General features: G+C 68.7%; 16 protein-coding genes. 7 read left to right on the forward strand and 9 right to left on the reverse strand.

Features of this window, described 5'->3' with window-relative positions; genetic code table 11:
* Window positions 1-86 precede the first annotated feature (86 nt).
* On the forward strand, window positions 87-653 hold the full coding sequence (locus ACIHAX_RS32845; protein ID WP_039798681.1) for a TetR/AcrR family transcriptional regulator: 567 nt from the start codon (window positions 87-89) through the stop codon (window positions 651-653).
* 6 nt (window positions 654-659) lie between these two features.
* On the opposite strand, the gene ACIHAX_RS32850 is transcribed toward ACIHAX_RS32845, so the two are convergent.
* On the reverse strand, window positions 660-1,454 hold the full coding sequence (locus ACIHAX_RS32850; protein ID WP_397281478.1) for a hypothetical protein: 795 nt from the start codon (window positions 1,452-1,454) through the stop codon (window positions 660-662).
* Between the two features lie 159 nt (window positions 1,455-1,613).
* Window positions 1,614-2,120 carry a MarR family transcriptional regulator gene (locus tag ACIHAX_RS32855; RefSeq protein WP_356961859.1) on the reverse strand — a complete coding sequence of 169 codons (507 nt, stop codon included), beginning with the start codon at window positions 2,118-2,120 and terminating at the stop codon, window positions 1,614-1,616.
* A gap of 72 nt (window positions 2,121-2,192) precedes the next feature.
* Between ACIHAX_RS32855 and ACIHAX_RS32860 the strand changes: the two genes are divergently transcribed.
* The 3 genes from ACIHAX_RS32860 (at window position 2,193) to ACIHAX_RS32870 (ending at window position 4,508) form a co-directional block, all read left to right on the forward strand.
* Window positions 2,193-2,696 carry a cupin domain-containing protein gene (locus ACIHAX_RS32860; RefSeq protein ID WP_397281480.1) on the forward strand — a complete coding sequence of 168 codons (504 nt, stop codon included), beginning with the start codon at window positions 2,193-2,195 and terminating at the stop codon, window positions 2,694-2,696.
* A gap of 382 nt (window positions 2,697-3,078) precedes the next feature.
* A complete protein-coding gene (locus ACIHAX_RS32865) occupies window positions 3,079-3,534 on the forward strand; it encodes a hypothetical protein (RefSeq protein ID WP_355070863.1) in 456 nt (151 codons plus the stop codon).
* Between the two features lie 44 nt (window positions 3,535-3,578).
* Window positions 3,579-4,508 (forward strand): hypothetical protein, encoded by a 930-nt coding sequence (locus ACIHAX_RS32870; RefSeq protein ID WP_355070861.1) that lies wholly within the window; start codon window positions 3,579-3,581, stop codon window positions 4,506-4,508.
* A gap of 338 nt (window positions 4,509-4,846) precedes the next feature.
* Here ACIHAX_RS32870 and ACIHAX_RS32875 read toward each other — a convergent pair whose 3' ends face one another.
* Both ACIHAX_RS32875 and ACIHAX_RS32880 read right to left on the reverse strand, forming a co-directional pair.
* On the reverse strand, window positions 4,847-5,077 hold the full coding sequence (locus ACIHAX_RS32875; protein WP_355070859.1) for a helix-turn-helix domain-containing protein: 231 nt from the start codon (window positions 5,075-5,077) through the stop codon (window positions 4,847-4,849).
* Between the two features lie 81 nt (window positions 5,078-5,158).
* Complete coding sequence (locus ACIHAX_RS32880; RefSeq protein ID WP_356961853.1) at window positions 5,159-6,790, reverse strand: ABC-F family ATP-binding cassette domain-containing protein; 1,632 nt, start codon at window positions 6,788-6,790, stop codon at window positions 5,159-5,161.
* A 167-nt stretch (window positions 6,791-6,957) separates the two neighbouring features.
* On the opposite strand from ACIHAX_RS32880, the gene ACIHAX_RS32885 reads away from it, so the two are divergent.
* Window positions 6,958-7,722 carry an SDR family oxidoreductase gene (locus ACIHAX_RS32885; protein ID WP_355070855.1) on the forward strand — a complete coding sequence of 255 codons (765 nt, stop codon included), beginning with the start codon at window positions 6,958-6,960 and terminating at the stop codon, window positions 7,720-7,722.
* A gap of 22 nt (window positions 7,723-7,744) precedes the next feature.
* Here the strand turns inward: ACIHAX_RS32885 and ACIHAX_RS32890 are convergent, their stop codons facing one another.
* Together ACIHAX_RS32890 and ACIHAX_RS32895 are read right to left on the reverse strand one after the other, a co-directional pair.
* Entirely contained in the window at window positions 7,745-8,518 is a 774-nt protein-coding gene (locus tag ACIHAX_RS32890) for a hypothetical protein (protein WP_397281483.1), read from the reverse strand.
* Between the two features lie 106 nt (window positions 8,519-8,624).
* Window positions 8,625-10,835 (reverse strand): MMPL family transporter, encoded by a 2,211-nt coding sequence (locus ACIHAX_RS32895; protein ID WP_397281485.1) that lies wholly within the window; start codon window positions 10,833-10,835, stop codon window positions 8,625-8,627.
* Window positions 10,836-11,292: 457 nt separating this feature from the next.
* Here ACIHAX_RS32895 and ACIHAX_RS32900 point away from each other — a divergent pair, with 457 nt between their 5' ends.
* On the forward strand, window positions 11,293-12,405 hold the full coding sequence (locus tag ACIHAX_RS32900) for a lycopene cyclase family protein (RefSeq protein ID WP_364431199.1): 1,113 nt from the start codon (window positions 11,293-11,295) through the stop codon (window positions 12,403-12,405).
* On the forward strand, window positions 12,402-13,367 hold the full coding sequence (locus tag ACIHAX_RS32905) for a Ku protein (protein WP_364431202.1): 966 nt from the start codon (window positions 12,402-12,404) through the stop codon (window positions 13,365-13,367). Before ACIHAX_RS32900 ends, ACIHAX_RS32905 begins: the two co-directional genes overlap by 4 nt.
* Window positions 13,368-13,400: 33 nt before the next feature.
* Here ACIHAX_RS32905 and ACIHAX_RS32910 read toward each other — a convergent pair whose 3' ends face one another.
* The 3 genes from ACIHAX_RS32910 to ACIHAX_RS32920 all read right to left on the reverse strand — a co-directional run bounded on the left by ACIHAX_RS32910 (window position 13,401) and on the right by ACIHAX_RS32920 (window position 16,450).
* Window positions 13,401-14,084, reverse strand: a complete 684-nt coding sequence (locus ACIHAX_RS32910) for a hypothetical protein (RefSeq protein WP_355070846.1) — start codon at window positions 14,082-14,084, stop codon at window positions 13,401-13,403.
* A 19-nt stretch (window positions 14,085-14,103) separates the two neighbouring features.
* Complete coding sequence (locus tag ACIHAX_RS32915) at window positions 14,104-15,435, reverse strand: NAD(P)/FAD-dependent oxidoreductase (RefSeq protein ID WP_397281488.1); 1,332 nt, start codon at window positions 15,433-15,435, stop codon at window positions 14,104-14,106.
* 148 nt (window positions 15,436-15,583) lie between these two features.
* Window positions 15,584-16,450: a MetQ/NlpA family ABC transporter substrate-binding protein gene (locus tag ACIHAX_RS32920; protein WP_397078284.1), complete on the reverse strand. Its 867-nt coding sequence runs from the start codon at window positions 16,448-16,450 to the stop codon at window positions 15,584-15,586.
* Window positions 16,451-16,510: the final 60 nt, after the last annotated feature.

Consider the following 16,510-nt stretch of genomic DNA (forward strand, 5'->3'; position numbering starts at 1 on the left):
TCGCGCCACTGAAGTCTCGTGTCGGACAACCCCCGCGTCGGTCTACCGCCGACGCGGGGGTCCGTGTTTCCCCGCTGGAGGATTCCGTGCCCAAGGTCAGTGACGATCACCTCGCCGCCCGGCGCAGCCAGATCCTCGACGGAGCACGCCGCTGCTTCGCCGAGTACGGCTACGACGGCGCCACCGTGCGCCGCCTCGAGGAAGAGATCGGGCTGTCCAGGGGAGCCATTTTCCACCACTTCCGGGACAAGGACGCGCTGTTCCTCGCCCTCGCCCAGGAAGACGCCGAACGCATGGCCGATGTCGCGGCCAATCAGGGCATCGTGCAGGTGATGCGCGACATGCTCGCCCACCCCGAGCAGTTCAACTGGCTCGGAACGCGTTTGGAGATCGCCCGCAGGCTGCGCACCGATCCCGAATTCCGGGCGGGCTGGACCCAGCGTTCGGCCGAACTCACCGCCGCCACCTTGGCCCGCCTGGAACGTCGTAAGGCCGCGGGCGCGCTGCGCGACGACGTGCCCACCGACGTGCTGCTCGGCTACCTCGACCTCGTCCTCGACGGTTTGATCGCCCGGATCGCCTCCGGCCACACCAACGAGAACCTTTCCGCCGTATTGGATCTGGTCGAGGCGTCGGTCCGACGCAAGCAGTGAGAGCGGCTAGTACGCCGCGTTGAGGTACTCCGCGGCGTGCGTGGTCCACAGCACGTTCGTCCCCGGCATGTTCCGTCCGGAATAGAGCACGTGCTGACCGTCGGGCCACGGGGTCAGATAGCCGATGACGCCGCGTACGGCCGTCGTGTAGCGCTCGAGGTTCGCGATCGGGTCGCGCAGCAGGACTTCGAGCAGTTCGGCGAAGATCAGCGGCGCGACGTTGCCGATCCGAGCGCCCTCCACGAACGAGAACGGCGAGATACCCACGTCGATGACGCGCAACGGCGAATCCGCTGGCGACGCGGTGATGATGTCGCCGGGATTCGCGTACTCGCGAACGTCGATCGACGCGGGCCACGCGCCGCGCTGCCCGTGCAGGCCGAACGTATTCGCCGGGCAGAGGTTTCCGACCGACTGCCCGGCCCGGCGCAGCGGGTTGGCGATGTTCACCACGAAGGCGATCTCCAGCGGCGTTCCGTCGGTGTTCTTGTACTTCCCGGACCGCACGCCCTCCAGGATCCGGCTGGCGCAGATGCCGCCGAGCGAATAACTCAGCAGGCCGCAGACGTTCGGCGAGTCCTGGATCGCCCGCACGCCGGCGGCGATGCCGAGCCGTACCGACGTCTCCAGCGAAGGACCCCAGACCTCCGGCACGGGGCCGACGGAAGCGGGCCAATCCGGTTCGAAGCAGCTGAACTTCCCGGTGTCGAGTAGTTTCACGACGTCGTGCAGCATGCCCGCGGGCGTTCCGTCGGAGTTGCGCGGCTCCCCGGTGCCGCGGAGAGTGATGATGTCGATCATCGTGGCCTCCTTGCCAACCGCACCGACCCCTTCGGTACGGAATCTCAAGGTAGAGCAGGGACGCCCACTCGGCACGAGTATCGGGCTACCTCATCGCGGCACGAGTTCGCCCAAGTAGAGCGCGATTCGGCGGATCGAAGGGTGCGTGAGCTACCGCGGCTACGCGTCCGGTTCCATGCTGCTGAGCAGGATTCGCGCGAGCCGGTCCAGTTCCCGTCGCTCCCCCGCGGTGAGCACGGACAGCATCCGCGTCTCGTTCGCGGTGTGCTCGGTGACCACGGTGTCGACCAATTCCCGTCCTGCCTCGGTGAGGCCGACGCGCACCGCCCTGCGGTCCCGCACGTCCGCGACGCGCCGCACCAGTCCCGCCGACTCCAGCCGGTCCAGCCGTCCGGTCATGCCCGCCCTGGACAACATCAGCGTGTCGGCGAGCACCGACGGGCTGAGTTCGAACGGCGCGCCCGAACGACGGAGCGCGGCGAGTACGTCGAATTCGCCGCGCTGCAGGCCGTGCTTGCCGAATACCGCCTCGATCTCACGCTGCGCCACCACCAACAGCCTGCCCAGACGTCCGGCCACGGCCATCGCCTCGAGATCCAGGTCGGGTCGTTCCCGCTGCCACTGCGCCACGATCGCGTCCACGGCGTCCGTTTTCCGCTCGGTCATGGACAGGATCTTATTCGGCACGATATAGTTCGGTAGCGAATTATCAATCACCGAACTAATTTGGAGGCTCCGATGGCCATTCCCACGCCACGCAAGGACGTCGCGATCCGTCAGCCGCAGGATGCGGAGACCCTCCGTACCACGTCGGTCACCATGCGCCTGCTGATCGACGCCGAGGAGGCGGGCGGCGGGCTGAGCACACTCGAGGTCGACATGGACCGTGGAGCGGACGGCGCGGCGCCGCACTATCACACGCTTTCCGACGAACTGTTCTATGTCGCGGACGGCGAACTGCAACTGCTCGCAGGTGACCGCATCGTCACCGTCGGTGCGGGTGGTTCGATCGTGGTCCCGAAATTCATGCCGCACGCCTTCGGCGCCGCACCGGACAGTACGGCACGGATCCTCATCGCGCTCACGCCCGGCGTGCAGCGCTTCGAGTACTTCCGGCTGCTGGAACGAATCGCCGCGGGCGAATCCCCGATGACCGATCTCGCCGCCGCTCAGGACGAGTTCGACAACCACTTCGTCGACGCCCCCGCTTGGTGGGCGGAGCGCAACGCGAACCGGAAGTGAAGTCGGCGCCCTTCCGGATCCGCCCGCGGACAATCAATTCGGAGCGAGTCGAGCACGGCGCGGCGCGGGAGGAAATACGATGCCGCACAGCAGCCGTCGTCGCGGGCCACCTGCGCCCAGCAGGACGAGAGTACAGATGCACAGCCGCCAATATCGGGCTATGAGCAGCATCCGCGCCTCACGGGAGATTAGCTTCTCGATTGCTATCTCAGCATTTCCAGGCTACCGGAAAACTTTCGGTACTCGGGCGTTATGAATCGGAATTCGGTTTGCCATAGGCCGGGAAATCTCGCGATCCGAGCCGATAACGCCGCTCATCGCGATATGATCGCTCACACGCTTGGGGGTCGTGGCAAATCACGAGCAGATCGGAGAAACGGCTATGACCGACGCAATCCACCTTCCCGGGACGACGCCGAGGGGTGACCGCGTTCCTCCGCTCCAGGGTCTGCTGGTCGCGGAATCGGACCGGCAGATCAGCGTGCGCGTCGCCGAGGGAACGTGGACCTTCAGTCGGTCCGATGTCCTGCGCGTGGTCGATTCCGCGGCGCCCCACGCCGATCAGGACGGGCGCCCGGTGCTGGTGGACATTCGCGCTGGCGCCACCGCCGATTTCACCCGCAGGCTGCGGATCGACCTGGTCGATCGGCCGATGACCATCCCGGAGTCACCGTCGGAGGCGCTCGGCGACGAGCAGTTGCGCCGGCTCACCGAAACCTGGGCCGACCGGCTGCAACTCGTCGACTGCCCGGGTGCGAGCGGTGCGACGTTCACCTACTGCCAGACCAAGTCGATGAACGGCAGCGACGACGGCATCAACTGCGACAGCCTCGACTGAGCGGCAGGCGGATGGCCGCACGCCGGCGCGGTTCGGTCCTGATCGTGTCCGAATCCGATGATCTACACGCCACCGCGATGGCGGCGACGCTGCGAGAACACCACGGGCTCGGCCCGATCCACCTCGACCTGCGCGATTTCCCCCAGGAGTCCGGTAGCTTCCGGCTGGACCGACTCGGCACCACACGCTCGCTGTCGCACCTGATCGGCCTCGACGACGTGCGGTCGGTGTGGTGGCGGCGACCGCATCCCGCGCGGGTGCCCGCGGGTGTCCGCGCCTCGGACAACGAGTTTCGCCAGGCCGAGTGCGACGGATTCATTCAAGGGCTGCTCTGGTCCATCCCCGCTCACTGGGTCAACGACCCCGGCGCCGACCGCACCGCGGCACGCAAGATCGTCCAGCTGGAGACGGCGCTGCGGGCCGGGTTCGCGGTGCCGGAGACGTTGATCACCAACGATCCGGACGAGGCGCGCAGCTTCGTCGAATCCCGGCCCGGTCCGGTCGTTTACAAGCGCACCGGCACCAGCCGGGCGGAGTTCGCCGAGACCAGGATCATCTCCAGGGACGATTTCGGCAGGCTGGCCGCGATCCGTTCGGCGCCGACCACCTTCCAGGACTACGTCGACGCCAGCTGCGATCTGCGCGTGGTGTGGGTGGACGGGGTCGAATGGACCGTGCGCATCGACTCCCAAGCGGGCGTCGGCAAGGTCGACTCCCGCTTGGACACATCGGTCGATTTCGCGCACGATCACCTGCCCGCCTCGGTGAGCAAGTCACTGGCCACGCTGATGGGCGCACTCGGATTGTCCTTCGGGGTGCTCGACATTCGGCTCGGCCGTGACGGCGAGTACTACTTCCTGGAGGTCAACCCGCAGGGCCAGTTCGCCTACCTGGAGATCAAGACCGGGCTGCCGATCTTTCGCAGCTTGGCCAACCTGCTGGTGGACGGTGACGGCATGGTGGAGGGCTACTGAACCCGGTCACAGGTCCGGCGGCACGATCGAGACCGGAAACGCCACGGTATGCGGCAACGGCGGCCCCGCATTCGCCGCGCAGCGGCGCTCCACCGGACGACAGCAGCCGAAGCCCGTCGCTGGACGGGGTCCCGCGCGACGACCAACGGCGCGAGCGCCGCTGAATTGCATTGCGGCTCCACTCGATCGCCGACATGCGCCCGAGGACCTGGCATCGACGCCGCCGTGCAGCTCGGCGAGGTAGACATCCAGTTCGGGGGCGTCGACGTCGATCCGGTTGGGGGCTCCGCCCGTGGCGGCCGCGTAGCCGTCCGGCGGCAAAGCACGCCGTTGCGGCGCTATGGGCTCTTGCGGCGATTGGCTCCACCCCGGCTGCGGAGCTGCACATGCGACTCCACGAGGACGTTGTGGATGAAACCGTAGGAGCGGCCGGTGGACCGCGCCAGTGACCGGATGCTCGCACCGGCCTCGTACTGTTTCTTCAACTGGGTTTGTAGGCGATCGCGTGACTTGCCGGTGACGCGTGTGCCCTTACCCAATGTGGCCTTGCTCTGTGGCCTGTCGCTCATGGCTTCCTCCGAGTCGCCGAGCAGCGTCTTTCCAGGCTAAGCACTCAGCAGGCCGTGATCAACGGGTACCTGTGATGAATCTCACGCGAGCTGAATAAGTTCCAGATATTCGGCCGACCAATGGTCTTCTGTCCCGTCCGGGAGCAGGATCACACGTTCCGGAGACAATGCCTCCGCTGCACCCGGGTCGTGGGTCACGAGCACCACCGCGCCCGCATAGGTGCGCAAGGCGTCGAGAACCTGTTCCCGCGACACCGGGTCGAGATTGTTCGTCGGCTCGTCCAGCAGCAACACGTTCGCCGCCGAGGAGACCAGTCCGGCCAGCGCGAGACGGGTCTTCTCACCGCCCGAGAGCGTGCCCGCGGGCTGGTCGAGCTGCGGGCCGGAGAACATGAACGCGCCGAGCAGGCCGCGCAGCTCCTGCTCACCGGCGTCCGGCGCGGCGTGGCGGATGTTCTCCCACACGGTGGCGTTGTCGTCCAGGGTGTCGTGCTCCTGGGCGAAGTAACCGACCTTCAGACCGTGCCCCGGCACCAGACCACCCGCCGTAGGCTGCTCGACTCCGGCGAGCAGGCGCAGCAGCGTCGTCTTTCCCGCGCCGTTGAGCCCCAGCACCACCACCCTGCTACCGCGGTCGATCGCGAGGTCGACGCCGGTGAAGATCTCCAGCGAGCCGTAGACCTTGGTCAGGTTCTCCGCCATCAGCGGCGTCTTGCCGCAGGCGGCGGGCTCGGGGAACTTGATCCTGGCGACCTTGTCGGCGACGCGCACGTCGTCGAGTTCGGCCAGCAGGCGATCGGCGCGCTTGGCCATGTTCTGTGCCGCAGTCGCTTTCGTGGCCTTGGCGCCGAGCTTGGCCGCCTGGGCGCGCAGCGCGCTCGCCTTCTTCTCGGCGTTCGCGCGTTCCCGCCGCCTGCGCTGCTCGTCGGTGGCGCGCGCGTCCAGGTACTTCTTCCAGCCCATGTTGTAGACGTCGGCCTCGCCGCGCACCGCGTCCAGGAACCACACCTTGTTCACCACGTCGGCGAGCAGGTCCACGTCGTGACTGATGACGATCAGGCCGCCGTCGTGGTTCTGCAGGAAACCACGCAGCCAGGTGATCGAGTCGGCGTCGAGATGGTTGGTCGGCTCGTCCAGCAGCAAGATGGTGTCCGACCGCCCGCCGCTGCCGTCGGAGGCGGCGAACAGGATGCGCGCCAATTCGATTCGGCGCCGCTGTCCGCCGGACAAGGTGCGCAGCGGCTGACCGAGCACGCGGTCGGGCAGACCCAGGCTGTGGCAGATGCGCGCCGCCTCGCTCTCGGCGACGTAACCGCCCAGCGCCGAGAAGCGTTCCTCGAGCCGGCCGTACTTGCGGACCGCCTTCTCCCGCTCTTTGTCGTCGGCGACCTCGGCCATCAGCGCCTGTTGCTTCTCCATCTCCCGGATCAGCGTGTCCAGGCCGCGCGCGGACAGCACCCGGTCGCGGGCCAGCACGTCCAGGTTGCCTTCGCGCGGATCCTGCGGCAGATAACCGATATCGCTGGAGCGCAGGATCTTGCCCGCGTACGGCTCCCCCTCGCCTGCCAGGATGCGCAGCGTGGTGGTCTTCCCCGCGCCGTTGCGCCCGACCAACCCGATCCGGTCGCCCGCCTGCACCCGAAGCGCCGGTCCGGGAGCGGACAGCAGGGTGCGGACTCCGGCCCGGACCTCCAGGTCGGTCGCGGTGATCACAAACTTCTCCTAGCGGATCGTGGTGCTGGACGCGTGCTCGATTGTGCGACCCGACGCGCACAAGAACCACCGATTTTACCCGGGGCGCAGGGTGCGCCCGCATACCAGCACCCCGCATGTGACGGCGATAACGGCCCCCGCGGTGGCCTGCGCTACCGTGCGATGCCATGAGTACCGATCTATTGGGCAAGAGCGCTCTGGTCACGGGGGCCAGCCGTGGCATCGGCAAGGCGGTCGCGGCGGAGTTGCTCGCCCGCGGCGCGAACGTGCTGATCACCGCGCGGAAGAAGGATCCACTGGAGGAAGCCGCCGCGGAGCTGCGCGAACTGGGGCACCAGGGTCAGGTCGTCGCTCTGGCGGGCAACTCGGGCGTCGCCGAGGATCGATCCGCCGCGGTCGAGCGCGCGGTCACGGAGTTCGGTTCGCTGGACGTCCTGATCAACAACACCGGCATCAACCCGGTCTTCGGCTCGCTGATGGACGCCGACCTCGATGCCGTGCGCAAGATCTTCGACGTGAACGTGGTCGCGGCCCTGGGCTACATCCAGGAGGCGTACAAGGCGTGGATGCGCGACCACGGCGGCGCCGTGGTCAACGTGGCCAGCGTCGCTGGCATCCGCTCGACCGGCGTGATCGCCGCCTACGGCGCGTCCAAGTCCGCGCTGATCCATCTCACCGGTGAGCTCGCCTGGCAGCTGGGGCCGAAGATCCGGGTGAACGCGGTCGCGCCGGGCGTGATCAAGACGAAGTTCGCCGACGCGCTGTACTCGACCGACGAGGAGCGCGCCGCGAGCGTGTACCCGATGAAGCGGCTGGGCAGCCCGGAGGACGTGGCGCGCTTGATCGGATTCCTGGTCTCCGACGAGGCGGCGTGGATCACCGGCGAGACGGTCCGGGTGGACGGCGGGCTGCTCTCCACGGGCGGAATCTGATCGCGAACGGGAGCCGCCCGCGCTAGCGGAACGCCAATGCGCCGATGGTGTCGGCGTGCCGGTAGCGCAGGTACTTCTCGACGGCCGTGGCGTCGACCGCGCCGGTGGCCGTCGCCAGCGTCACCACCACGAATTCCTTCTCGCTGCCGTCCTTCCACTTGCCGGTGGCGTAGCCCTTCAGGTAACTGCCCGGACGCAGCGCGAGGTCGGCGTCGGTGAACCGGCCCTTCGCCGCGGCGGCCCGGCCCTCGTCGGCCATGCCGAGCACGAACTGCGTGAGCATCAGCGCGCCGCCCTCGGCGCGGTACACCAGCTCCGCCGCGTAGACGCAGCCCAGACCGGTGAGTTTGCCCGCCGCCTCGATGGGGTGGCAGTCGGCGTGGTCGCGGCCGTCGACCCACTCGGCGTGCAGTTCGACGCGATCGAACCGGAAGTCCCAGTCCTTCGCGAACTCCGTGTAACTCAACCGGGCCGCCGAAGGGCGCGCACCGCGCGACGACGGGCTCGCCGGCCGCGTGCTGGTACCCCCGCCCGCGCGGGTGGTCGCTTCGGCGGAGGCGACCGCGGCTTGCGGGTGCCCTTCCTCGCGCGGCGCCAGCGCCACTCCGATGCCGACCGCGACCAGCACGGCGACGACGCCGATCACCAGCGCGACGATCACGCCCGTTCGGGACTCGGGCGGCGGCGGCAGGGGCGGCGCTTCCCACGCCGGCATCGGGTACGCGCTCGGCGGGGACATGCTTCCCCAGTCCGGCGCGTACCGCGCGTCCTCCGGTTTCCCGGACGGATAGGTCATCGCGGTCGCCCTCCCACATCTCCCGGCAGCCGTCCCACCCCGCGTGGGCCTCCCCGAGCCGCCCGAGCGACCCTACCCGATCGAGCCTGCCCCGATCGCCCCGAAATCAGAGCCGAACGGGCTGGAGCCAGTCCTCGCGCCCCGCGGTCGCCGGAGCGGCAGGAGCCTCCTCGATTCCGAACCGCTCGTGCAGTCGGCGCAGCGGGCCGGGCGCATACCAGTTCCAGTGGCCGAGCAACTCCATCGCCGCGGGCAACAGGAAGCCGCGCACCAGCGTCGCGTCTACCAGCACGGCGAGTGGAAGCCCGATGCCGAACGCCTTCATGAAGGTGATGTCCGAGGCGAGGAAGCCGAGGAAGACCAGCGAGATCAGGACGGCGGCGGCCGTGACGATCCTGCCGATCCGCTCCAGTCCGGACGTGACGGCCAGCGCGTTGGACCTGGTGCGCAGGTACTCCTCGCGGATGCGGGCCAACAGGAACACCTGGTAGTCCATGGCGAGACCGAACGCGACGCCGAACAGCATCACCGGGACGGTCGGCGGGAGGTCGCCGGTGACGGTGAAGCCGAGCAACCCGGACAGGTGCCCGTCCTGGAAGATCCAGACCAGCGCGCCGAAGGTCGCGGTGAGGCTCAGGAAGCTGAGCACGACGGCCAGCAGCGGCAGCACGGCGCTTCCGGTGAGCAGGAACAGGACCACCACCATGATCAGCACGACGAAGGCCAGCGCGTACGGCAGCGCCGAGACGACCGAGCCGATCGCGTCCGTGTTGGCCGCCGCCACGCCGCCGACCAGCACCGGCGAGGCGGCGGGCGTCGCGCGCACGTCGGCGGCGATCCGATCCAGCACCGTGGGATCGGTGGTGTCCGGGACCACCGTCAGATAGGCGGCGTTCTCGGCGCGGAAGCGGTCGGCGGCCGCGGTTGGCGCGACGAGCAGACCGCCGTGGCTGTAACTGCCGGTGACGGTGTCGACCCGGCGGACGTCCTCGATCTCCGACAGCTCACGAGCGTAGGCGTCCAAGCCTGCGGCGCTGTAAGCGCTTTCGGGCAGCACTACGAACAGCCCGTTCTGCTCGGTGGCGGCGAAGTCGCGCTGGATGGTCTCGGTGACCTGGCGGTTGTTCATCGACTCCGGCAGCGACCGTTCGTCGGGGAAGCCGAGATTCACTCCGAGGAACGGCGCGCCCAGCACGAGCAGCAGGGCGGTGACCCCGAGGCCGATGGGCACCGGCCGCATCATCACGAACCGCGCCAAGCGGTGCCAGGCGCCCTCGCCGGGTGCGGGACGGGCCGCGCGCAGGAACCACCACAACTGACCGTTGTCGATCTTGGTGCCGAGCAGGAACAGGATCGCGGGCAGCACGGTCAGCGACACCGTCGCGGCGATCACCGCCACGGCCAGGCCCGCGTAGCCCATCGACCGCACGGCCAGCAGCGGGAAGAACAACAGGCCCGACAGCGCGACGGCGACGGTGACGGCCGAGAACGCGACGGTCCGGCCCGCCGAGCGCATGGTGGCGGCCACCGCGGCGGCGGGCTGCTGACCGGCGACCAGTTCGTCGCGGTAGCGGCTGATGATCAGCAGGCTGTAGTCGATCGCCAAGCCGAGGCCGAGCAGGGTGGCGACGTTGGTCGCGGTGGCCGCCAGATCGGTGACGCTCGCGATCAGCCACAGCGCGCCCATGGTGATCATCACCGTGATCATCGCGATCACCAGCGGCAGGCTGGCCGCGACCAAGCCGCCGAACACCAGCAGCAGGGCGATCAGCGTGACCGGGAATGCGATGGATTCGCCCAGCACGACGTCTTTCTCGCTCTGCTGCACCGTCTCGTGCAGCAGCATGGCGTAGCCGCCGACGCGCACCTCGAGCGGGCCGTGGGTGCCGCCGAATCGGTCGGCGAGATCGCCCACCCGCTTGTCGACGTCGGCCTCCTCACCGAGGATGCTGGCCACGATCAAGCCCTTGGTTCCGTCGGTGCTGCGCAGCGCGGGCGATTTGTCGGTCCAGTACGACGCGACGCCCGCGACGCCGGACTCCGACTTCAGCTCGGTGACCAGATTCGTCGCAGCGGTGGCCGCGGCGTCGTCGTCCACCGACCGGCGAGTCTGCACCAGCAGCACGAAATTCGGGGTGGCCTCGCCGAAGGTGTCGCGCAGCACCGCGGTCGCCCGGCTCGATTCGCTGTCGGGGTCGATGTACCCGCCGCCCTGCACTTTGTCGAACAGCGTCGCGCTCAGCGTGCCCATCGCCAGTGCGAGCACCACGAACACGGCCAGGATCCACCGGCTGCGCCGCCTGGTCAGCTCGAACACTCCGTCTACCCCTAACTCGTTCCGGTCGTGCCGCTTTCGCGCTCGGACTCCAGCGGTCGCCGGTCGGCAACCTGCCCGGCGTGCCATCCGCGGCACGCCGGTGCGCCGACACCTGACACTCGGCACCGGAGCCGGATGCGTACGCCAGCGCCCCGGCATCCTAGCAACGCGGGACAAAGTGCGGTGAGCCCGAACACATTCCGTCGGTGCGCCCGGTCCGGCCACCTGCCTGCACGCTCCGGCATGGGAAGGCAACCGAGCCAGGCCGGACGCATTTCCGCACGCGGGGCGGGCGATCCGGAATCCGCGACAGCTTTCGCGAAACGTTCACTTCGCGAGTCCGGACCTCCGCGCCGGAACGTGTTCGACGCCGTGGCTGCGCGACGCTCCAGCGAGCAGATGAGAGGCTCGAACCCATGCATCGCAACACGCTCCAGCGGATCCGGACGAGCCCGGCATGAAGCCGGACGTGGTCGTCTGCGGGCTCGGCCCGGCCGGACGCGCCCTCGCGCACCGGGCAGTGGAGCGCGGACTCACGGTCACCGTGGTCGATCCCGCGCCGGAGCGCCGGTGGACGGCCACCTACGCGGTGTGGGCCGACGAACTGCCTGATTGGCTGTCGCCTCGGGTCGTCGCGGCGACGGTACCCCGGCCGATGGCCTGGGGAACGCGCGCTCACCGATTGGACCGCCCGTACGTGGTGCTCGATACCGCCCGGCTGCAAAGGTCGCTGCACCTGGCCGACGCGAGCGTGGTCTCCGAGCGCGCGATCGATGTCGGCCCCGAGCGCGTGACCTTGGCCTCCGGCGCGACGATCACCGGCGGCCGGGTGGTCGACGCGCGCGGACTCGCCCGCTCGCCCGCCCGGGCTGAGCAGACGGCCTACGGCGTCATCGTGGACGCCCGGCGCTGCGCCGGGCTCGAACCGCTGTTCATGGACTGGCGTCCGGACAACGGCGCCGCCCCCGAGGCGCCGCGTTCGTTCCTCTACGCCGTTCCGCTGGACGACGAGCGGGTGCTGCTCGAGGAAACTTGCCTGGCCGGCCGCCCGGCCTTGACCGGTGCGCAACTGCGCACACGCTTGTGGGCGCGCCTCCGCGCCAGAGACGTCCCGCTCACCGGTGACGAACCCGTGGAGCACGTCCGTTTTCCGGTGCAAGGAGGCCGTCCCGGGTCGAGCAGGTTCGGGGCCGCGGGCGGGTTCCTGCATCCGGCGACCGGGTACAGCGTCGGCGCCGCGCTGTCCGCTGCCGACGCGGTGGCCGCGGGCCGGGACGTATGGCCGGCCGCGGCGCGCGTCGTCCACCGGTTGCGCGGCGCCGGGCTGCGCGCGCTGCTGGCGTTGCCGCCCGATGATCTCCCGCTGTTCTTCGACACGTTCTTCGCGCTTCCCCCGGACGCGCAACGCGCGTATCTGTCCGGCCGCACCGACCTCGCCGGCACGGTCGCGGCGATGAGCGCACTGTTCGCCGCGCTCCCGGGACGGCTGCGTCGGCGTGTCGCGACCGCGACACTCGGAGTTCCGGTTCCCTCGCGCGGTCGGTGGGCTTCGGCCATGATGGGGGTATGAGATCGATCTGGAAGGGCTCGATCGCATTCGGGCTGGTGAACGTTCCGGTGAAGGTGTACACCGCCACCGAGGACCACGACATCCGGTTCCATCAGGTGCACGCCAAGGATGGAGGCCGGATCAAATACGACCGCGTCTGCAGCGTGTGCGGCCAATCCGTCCAGTACACCGAGATCGACAAGGCCTACGAGTCGCCGGACGGCGACAAGGTGGTGCTCAGCGACGAGGACTTCGCGAAATTGCCGGTAGCGGAGAAGCACGAGATACCGGTGCTGCAGTTCGTGCCGTCGGACCAGATCGATCCGATCCTGTTCGAGAAGAGCTACTACCTGGAACCGGACTCCAGCACGCCGAAGGCCTACGTCCTGCTGGCCAGGACGCTGGAGCAGATCGAACGCACCGCCCTGGTGTACTTCACGTTGCGGCAGAAGACCCGGCTTGCCGCGCTGCGTGTACGGGAGGGCATTCTGGTGGTCCAGACGCTGCTGTGGCCCGACGAGGTCCGCTCCGTGGAGTTCGAATCCCTCGACGGTGTCGCCGAGCCCAGGCCGCAGGAGATCAAGATGGCCGAGACGCTCGTCGAGGCCATGTCCGACGACTTCGATCCGGAGCAGTTCACCGACGAGTACCAGATCGAGCTCAAACGCCTGCTCGACGAGGCGATCGCCAGCGGAACCGGCAAGGTGCCCGAACAGCCGGAGCTCGCGCCGAGCGGGATGGACGCCGAGGTGGTCGATCTGGTCGCCGCGTTGCAGCGCAGCCTGGAGGCCAGCGGGCGCAGGACGGCGGGCGGCGACGGGGCCGAGCCGAAGAAGACCGCGAAGAAGGCCGCGGCCAAGAGCACCGAAAAGAGCGGAGCAGCCAAGAGCACGGCGTCCAAGAGCGGCGCGTCCAAGAGCGCGGCGAAGAAGACGCCTGCGAAGAAGGCGGCCAAAAAGGCTCCGGCTCGCAAGGGCGCCTGATCTTCCTACGGCGGGGCCGCCACCACCGCCGAATCAGTCTTGTGCCGCGCGCTGCCTGCCCTCTTCGAAGAACTCCAGCAGGGCCGCGACCGTGTTCACCGCGGTGCGGGGCCGGAGCGCGCCGAACGGCGCGTTCCAGAAGTCGCCGGTTCGCGGGGTCCACGGCCCGATGTAGGCGTAGGGCCCGGGATGAGCGTCGTCTCCCGGCGAAACCCCGTAGTTCACCTCGTCGACCGTGCTCGACAGATCGAAATGCTCCGGCCACAGCACCGGTGTCACGCCGGACGCCAGGCACCGCAACGCCTTGTCCCCCAGCGCGAACCAGTCCTCGATCAACCCCGCCGCCGAGGGATCCACTTCGATCGCCGAATCGGTATCCACGCCGGTGGTGTCCGCGTACACCCCTTCCGGCGGCCCGGGTTCGAAACCCGCGGCCTCGGCGACCTCCCGATACGTCCCCTTCAGCCGCACCCGCCCTTCCGGCCACACCAGTTCCTCCCCGACCACCGAAACCGGCCAACGCACACCGGCGAAACCCCGGTGCACGACTGCCAACCGAATGGTGCCGAATTCTCGGTACTGCGGCCCGGCGATCAGCAACTCCGCGACCGCGTGCAGCCCGACGCGCGATCGCCGATACGTCATCTCGTCCACCACCGAATCATCTCCGCTGCCGCCGCCCCACCGCACGGGTTCGGCACGGAAGCGGCCGGTCACCTCCGCGCTGTCACGAAGCTCACCCTGATTTCGCGGAAATCCCCTCGCTGGCGCCGAAGCTGGCTTCCTCGTGACTGACCAGCCCCAGCAGGGCGAGGGGGCGGGGAGTGACCGCGATGGTCAGGTAGGAGACCGTGATCGCCCAGCGGTTGACCGCTCGCGGCACGGCGAACGTGTGGTAAGCGCGGGTCACCGCCTTGGCGGGCAGGCCGGACAGGCGGATGCCCATCGGGTTGGCGACCGCGAAGCGCGGCCCGAGGTCGACGACCAGACCCAGGTCGCGGTGCTTGTAGTCGGCGGCCGTGCCGATGCCCAGGCTCGCCGCGACGTTCCTGGCCAGCGTCTTGCCCTGTCGCGTGGCGTGCTGCGCGGTGGGCGGAGTGATCCGGCCCGGCTTGGTGAGGTCTGGCACCGCCGCCGCGTCGCCGCCCGCGAAGACGTCCGGGTGGCCGGGCACGTTCAGTTTCGCGTCGACGACCAAGCGGCCCTTCTCCAGCGGCAGGCCGAGCGTGCCGAGCACCGGTGCGCCGGTCACACCCGTCACCCAGGCCACCGTGCGGGTGGGCACCACCGTGCCGTCGGTGAGCACGACCGAGTTCTCGTCGAGTTTCGTCAGCGAGGTCTCCAGCCGGATCTCGATGCCACGTTTGCGCAGCACCTTCAGCACCTTGTCACTGAGCCGCTCGCCGACCTCGGGCATCACCCTCGGCGCCGTGTCGAGCAGAAGGAAACGCACTTCGGCGGGGTCGAACCCACGGCGCGCGGCGTAGGCGTCGGCGAGGGCGCGCAACTGCGCCACGAGCTCGGTGCCCGCGTAGGACGCCCCCACGACCACCACCGTGCGGCGCGCCCGCCGCACCTCGGGGTCTTCCTCGTCGTCGGCGAGTTCGAGCTGGCGCAGCAGCTGCTCGCGCAGGTACAGCGCCTCGGCGACGGTCTTGAGCCCGCGCGCGTGCTCGGCCAGACCCGGTATGTCGAACAGGCGGGTGACCGACCCGGGCGTGAGCACCAGCCGATCCCACGACAGCTGCCGCGGCGGATGATGCTCGTCTTCCACCGTGAGCGTCTTGTTCCGCAGATCGACCGACCTGGCGTTCGCCACCACCAACCGGACCCGCGGCAGCGAATCCGCCAGTGAGATGGCGACGAACCGAGGGTCGATCAGACCACCGGCCACGTCCGGCAGCAGCGGCGTATAGAGCATGTAGTCGTTGGGCGTGACGAGCACGATTTCGATGTCGTGGTTCGCCTTGGCCACGATGCGGCAGAGCTTCTGGGCGCAGGTGAACCCCGCGAACCCGCTCCCGACGATCACGACCCGCTGCGGGCTCGCAGTGTTCCCATCCGGCACGGAGACCTCCTCGGTGTCAGCTCCCCGACGCGATTCCCGCTCAGGCACATCCGAAACCGCGCTACCGGTCGCCCGTGGCTCCGCCGACCGGCCCATCGGCAGGACCGATTCGTGGTTCGGCAGGCCGAGCGGGCGCGGGGCAGGTTCCCTACCTCCGGAACCGAGCTTCCAGTTCGGCGAGCGTCGCCTGGAGATCGGCCGGGCTGTTGGTTTTGAAGATGCCCTGGTACCCGGTTTCCGCGCGGACCGCGGCCTCGACCTCTGGGTCGTGATAGAGCTGCGCGAGTTTCAGCAGCGTCGGGTTGTCCTTGTCGGCGGCACGGGCGGCGAAGACGTTGATGTACTGCTTCAGTTCCGGACGCTCGGGGTCGTCGGTGTAGATCACCTCGTTGGATGTCAGTCCGGCGGGGCGGGCGAAGGTGTCGTCGACGAACGCGGCGTCCACGCTGCCGAGCGACTGGGCGGTCAGGGTCGGATCGATGGGCGTGAGCTTCACCCGGGAGGCGACCGGGTCGACGTCCTCGATTTTGGAGTCCCAGCTCGCGCCGCCCTTCAGCACGATGAGCCCGGCCGCGGCGAGGCCGAGCAGGGGCCGCACCTGGTTCGCCGGGTTGTTGCTCAAGGTGATCTCGCCGCCCTTCGGAATGTCGGCCACCGACTTGTGCTTGCGCGAGTACAGCGTCAGCGGGAAGATCTCGGTCGCGCCGATCGGCACCAGCGTGTCGTTGTTGCGGACGTTGTAATTGGCCAGGTACCGCACGTGCTGGAACTTGTTCAGATCGATGCGCCCCTGCGCCAGGGCCGGATTCGGCTGGTTGTAGTCGGTGAAATTGGTGAACTCCACCGTGATGCCCTGCTCCGCCGCCTTCTTGCGGTAGACCTCCCAGTGCGGCAGCGACAGATCGTTGACCCCGATGTGGACCGCGTCGGATCGGTCTTCACCACCGCAGCCGACCGCGGCGACGGCCAATACGGACACGAGCGGGATCAGCAACAGCCGGAGACGCGAGCGCATTATCAGCAAATTAGACGCTCGTTCAGTTCATGCGGAGGGTTTCGCTCACCACAATCGAAA

The organism is Nocardia sp. NPDC051929, from assembly GCF_044548645.1.
In the GTDB taxonomy this organism is placed as follows: Bacteria; Actinomycetota; Actinomycetes; order Mycobacteriales; family Mycobacteriaceae; genus Nocardia; species Nocardia sichangensis.

Excerpts from the sequence above, each read along its gene's own strand:
- ACIHAX_RS32850 (WP_397281478.1), bottom strand. The coding sequence starts at position 1,454 with ATGATCGACATCATCACTCTCCGCGGCACCGGGGAGCCGCGCAACTCC.
- ACIHAX_RS32855 (WP_356961859.1), bottom strand. The coding sequence starts at position 2,120 with ATGACCGAGCGGAAAACGGACGCCGTGGACGCGATCGTGGCGCAGTGG.
- ACIHAX_RS32860 (WP_397281480.1), top strand. The coding sequence starts at position 2,193 with ATGGCCATTCCCACGCCACGCAAGGACGTCGCGATCCGTCAGCCGCAG.
- ACIHAX_RS32865 (WP_355070863.1), top strand. The coding sequence starts at position 3,079 with ATGACCGACGCAATCCACCTTCCCGGGACGACGCCGAGGGGTGACCGC.
- ACIHAX_RS32875 (WP_355070859.1), bottom strand. The coding sequence starts at position 5,077 with ATGAGCGACAGGCCACAGAGCAAGGCCACATTGGGTAAGGGCACACGC.
- ACIHAX_RS32885 (WP_355070855.1), top strand. The coding sequence starts at position 6,958 with ATGAGTACCGATCTATTGGGCAAGAGCGCTCTGGTCACGGGGGCCAGC.
- ACIHAX_RS32890 (WP_397281483.1), bottom strand. The coding sequence starts at position 8,518 with ATGACCTATCCGTCCGGGAAACCGGAGGACGCGCGGTACGCGCCGGAC.
- ACIHAX_RS32900 (WP_364431199.1), top strand. The coding sequence starts at position 11,293 with ATGAAGCCGGACGTGGTCGTCTGCGGGCTCGGCCCGGCCGGACGCGCC.
- ACIHAX_RS32905 (WP_364431202.1), top strand. The coding sequence starts at position 12,402 with ATGAGATCGATCTGGAAGGGCTCGATCGCATTCGGGCTGGTGAACGTT.
- ACIHAX_RS32920 (WP_397078284.1), bottom strand. The coding sequence starts at position 16,450 with ATGCGCTCGCGTCTCCGGCTGTTGCTGATCCCGCTCGTGTCCGTATTG.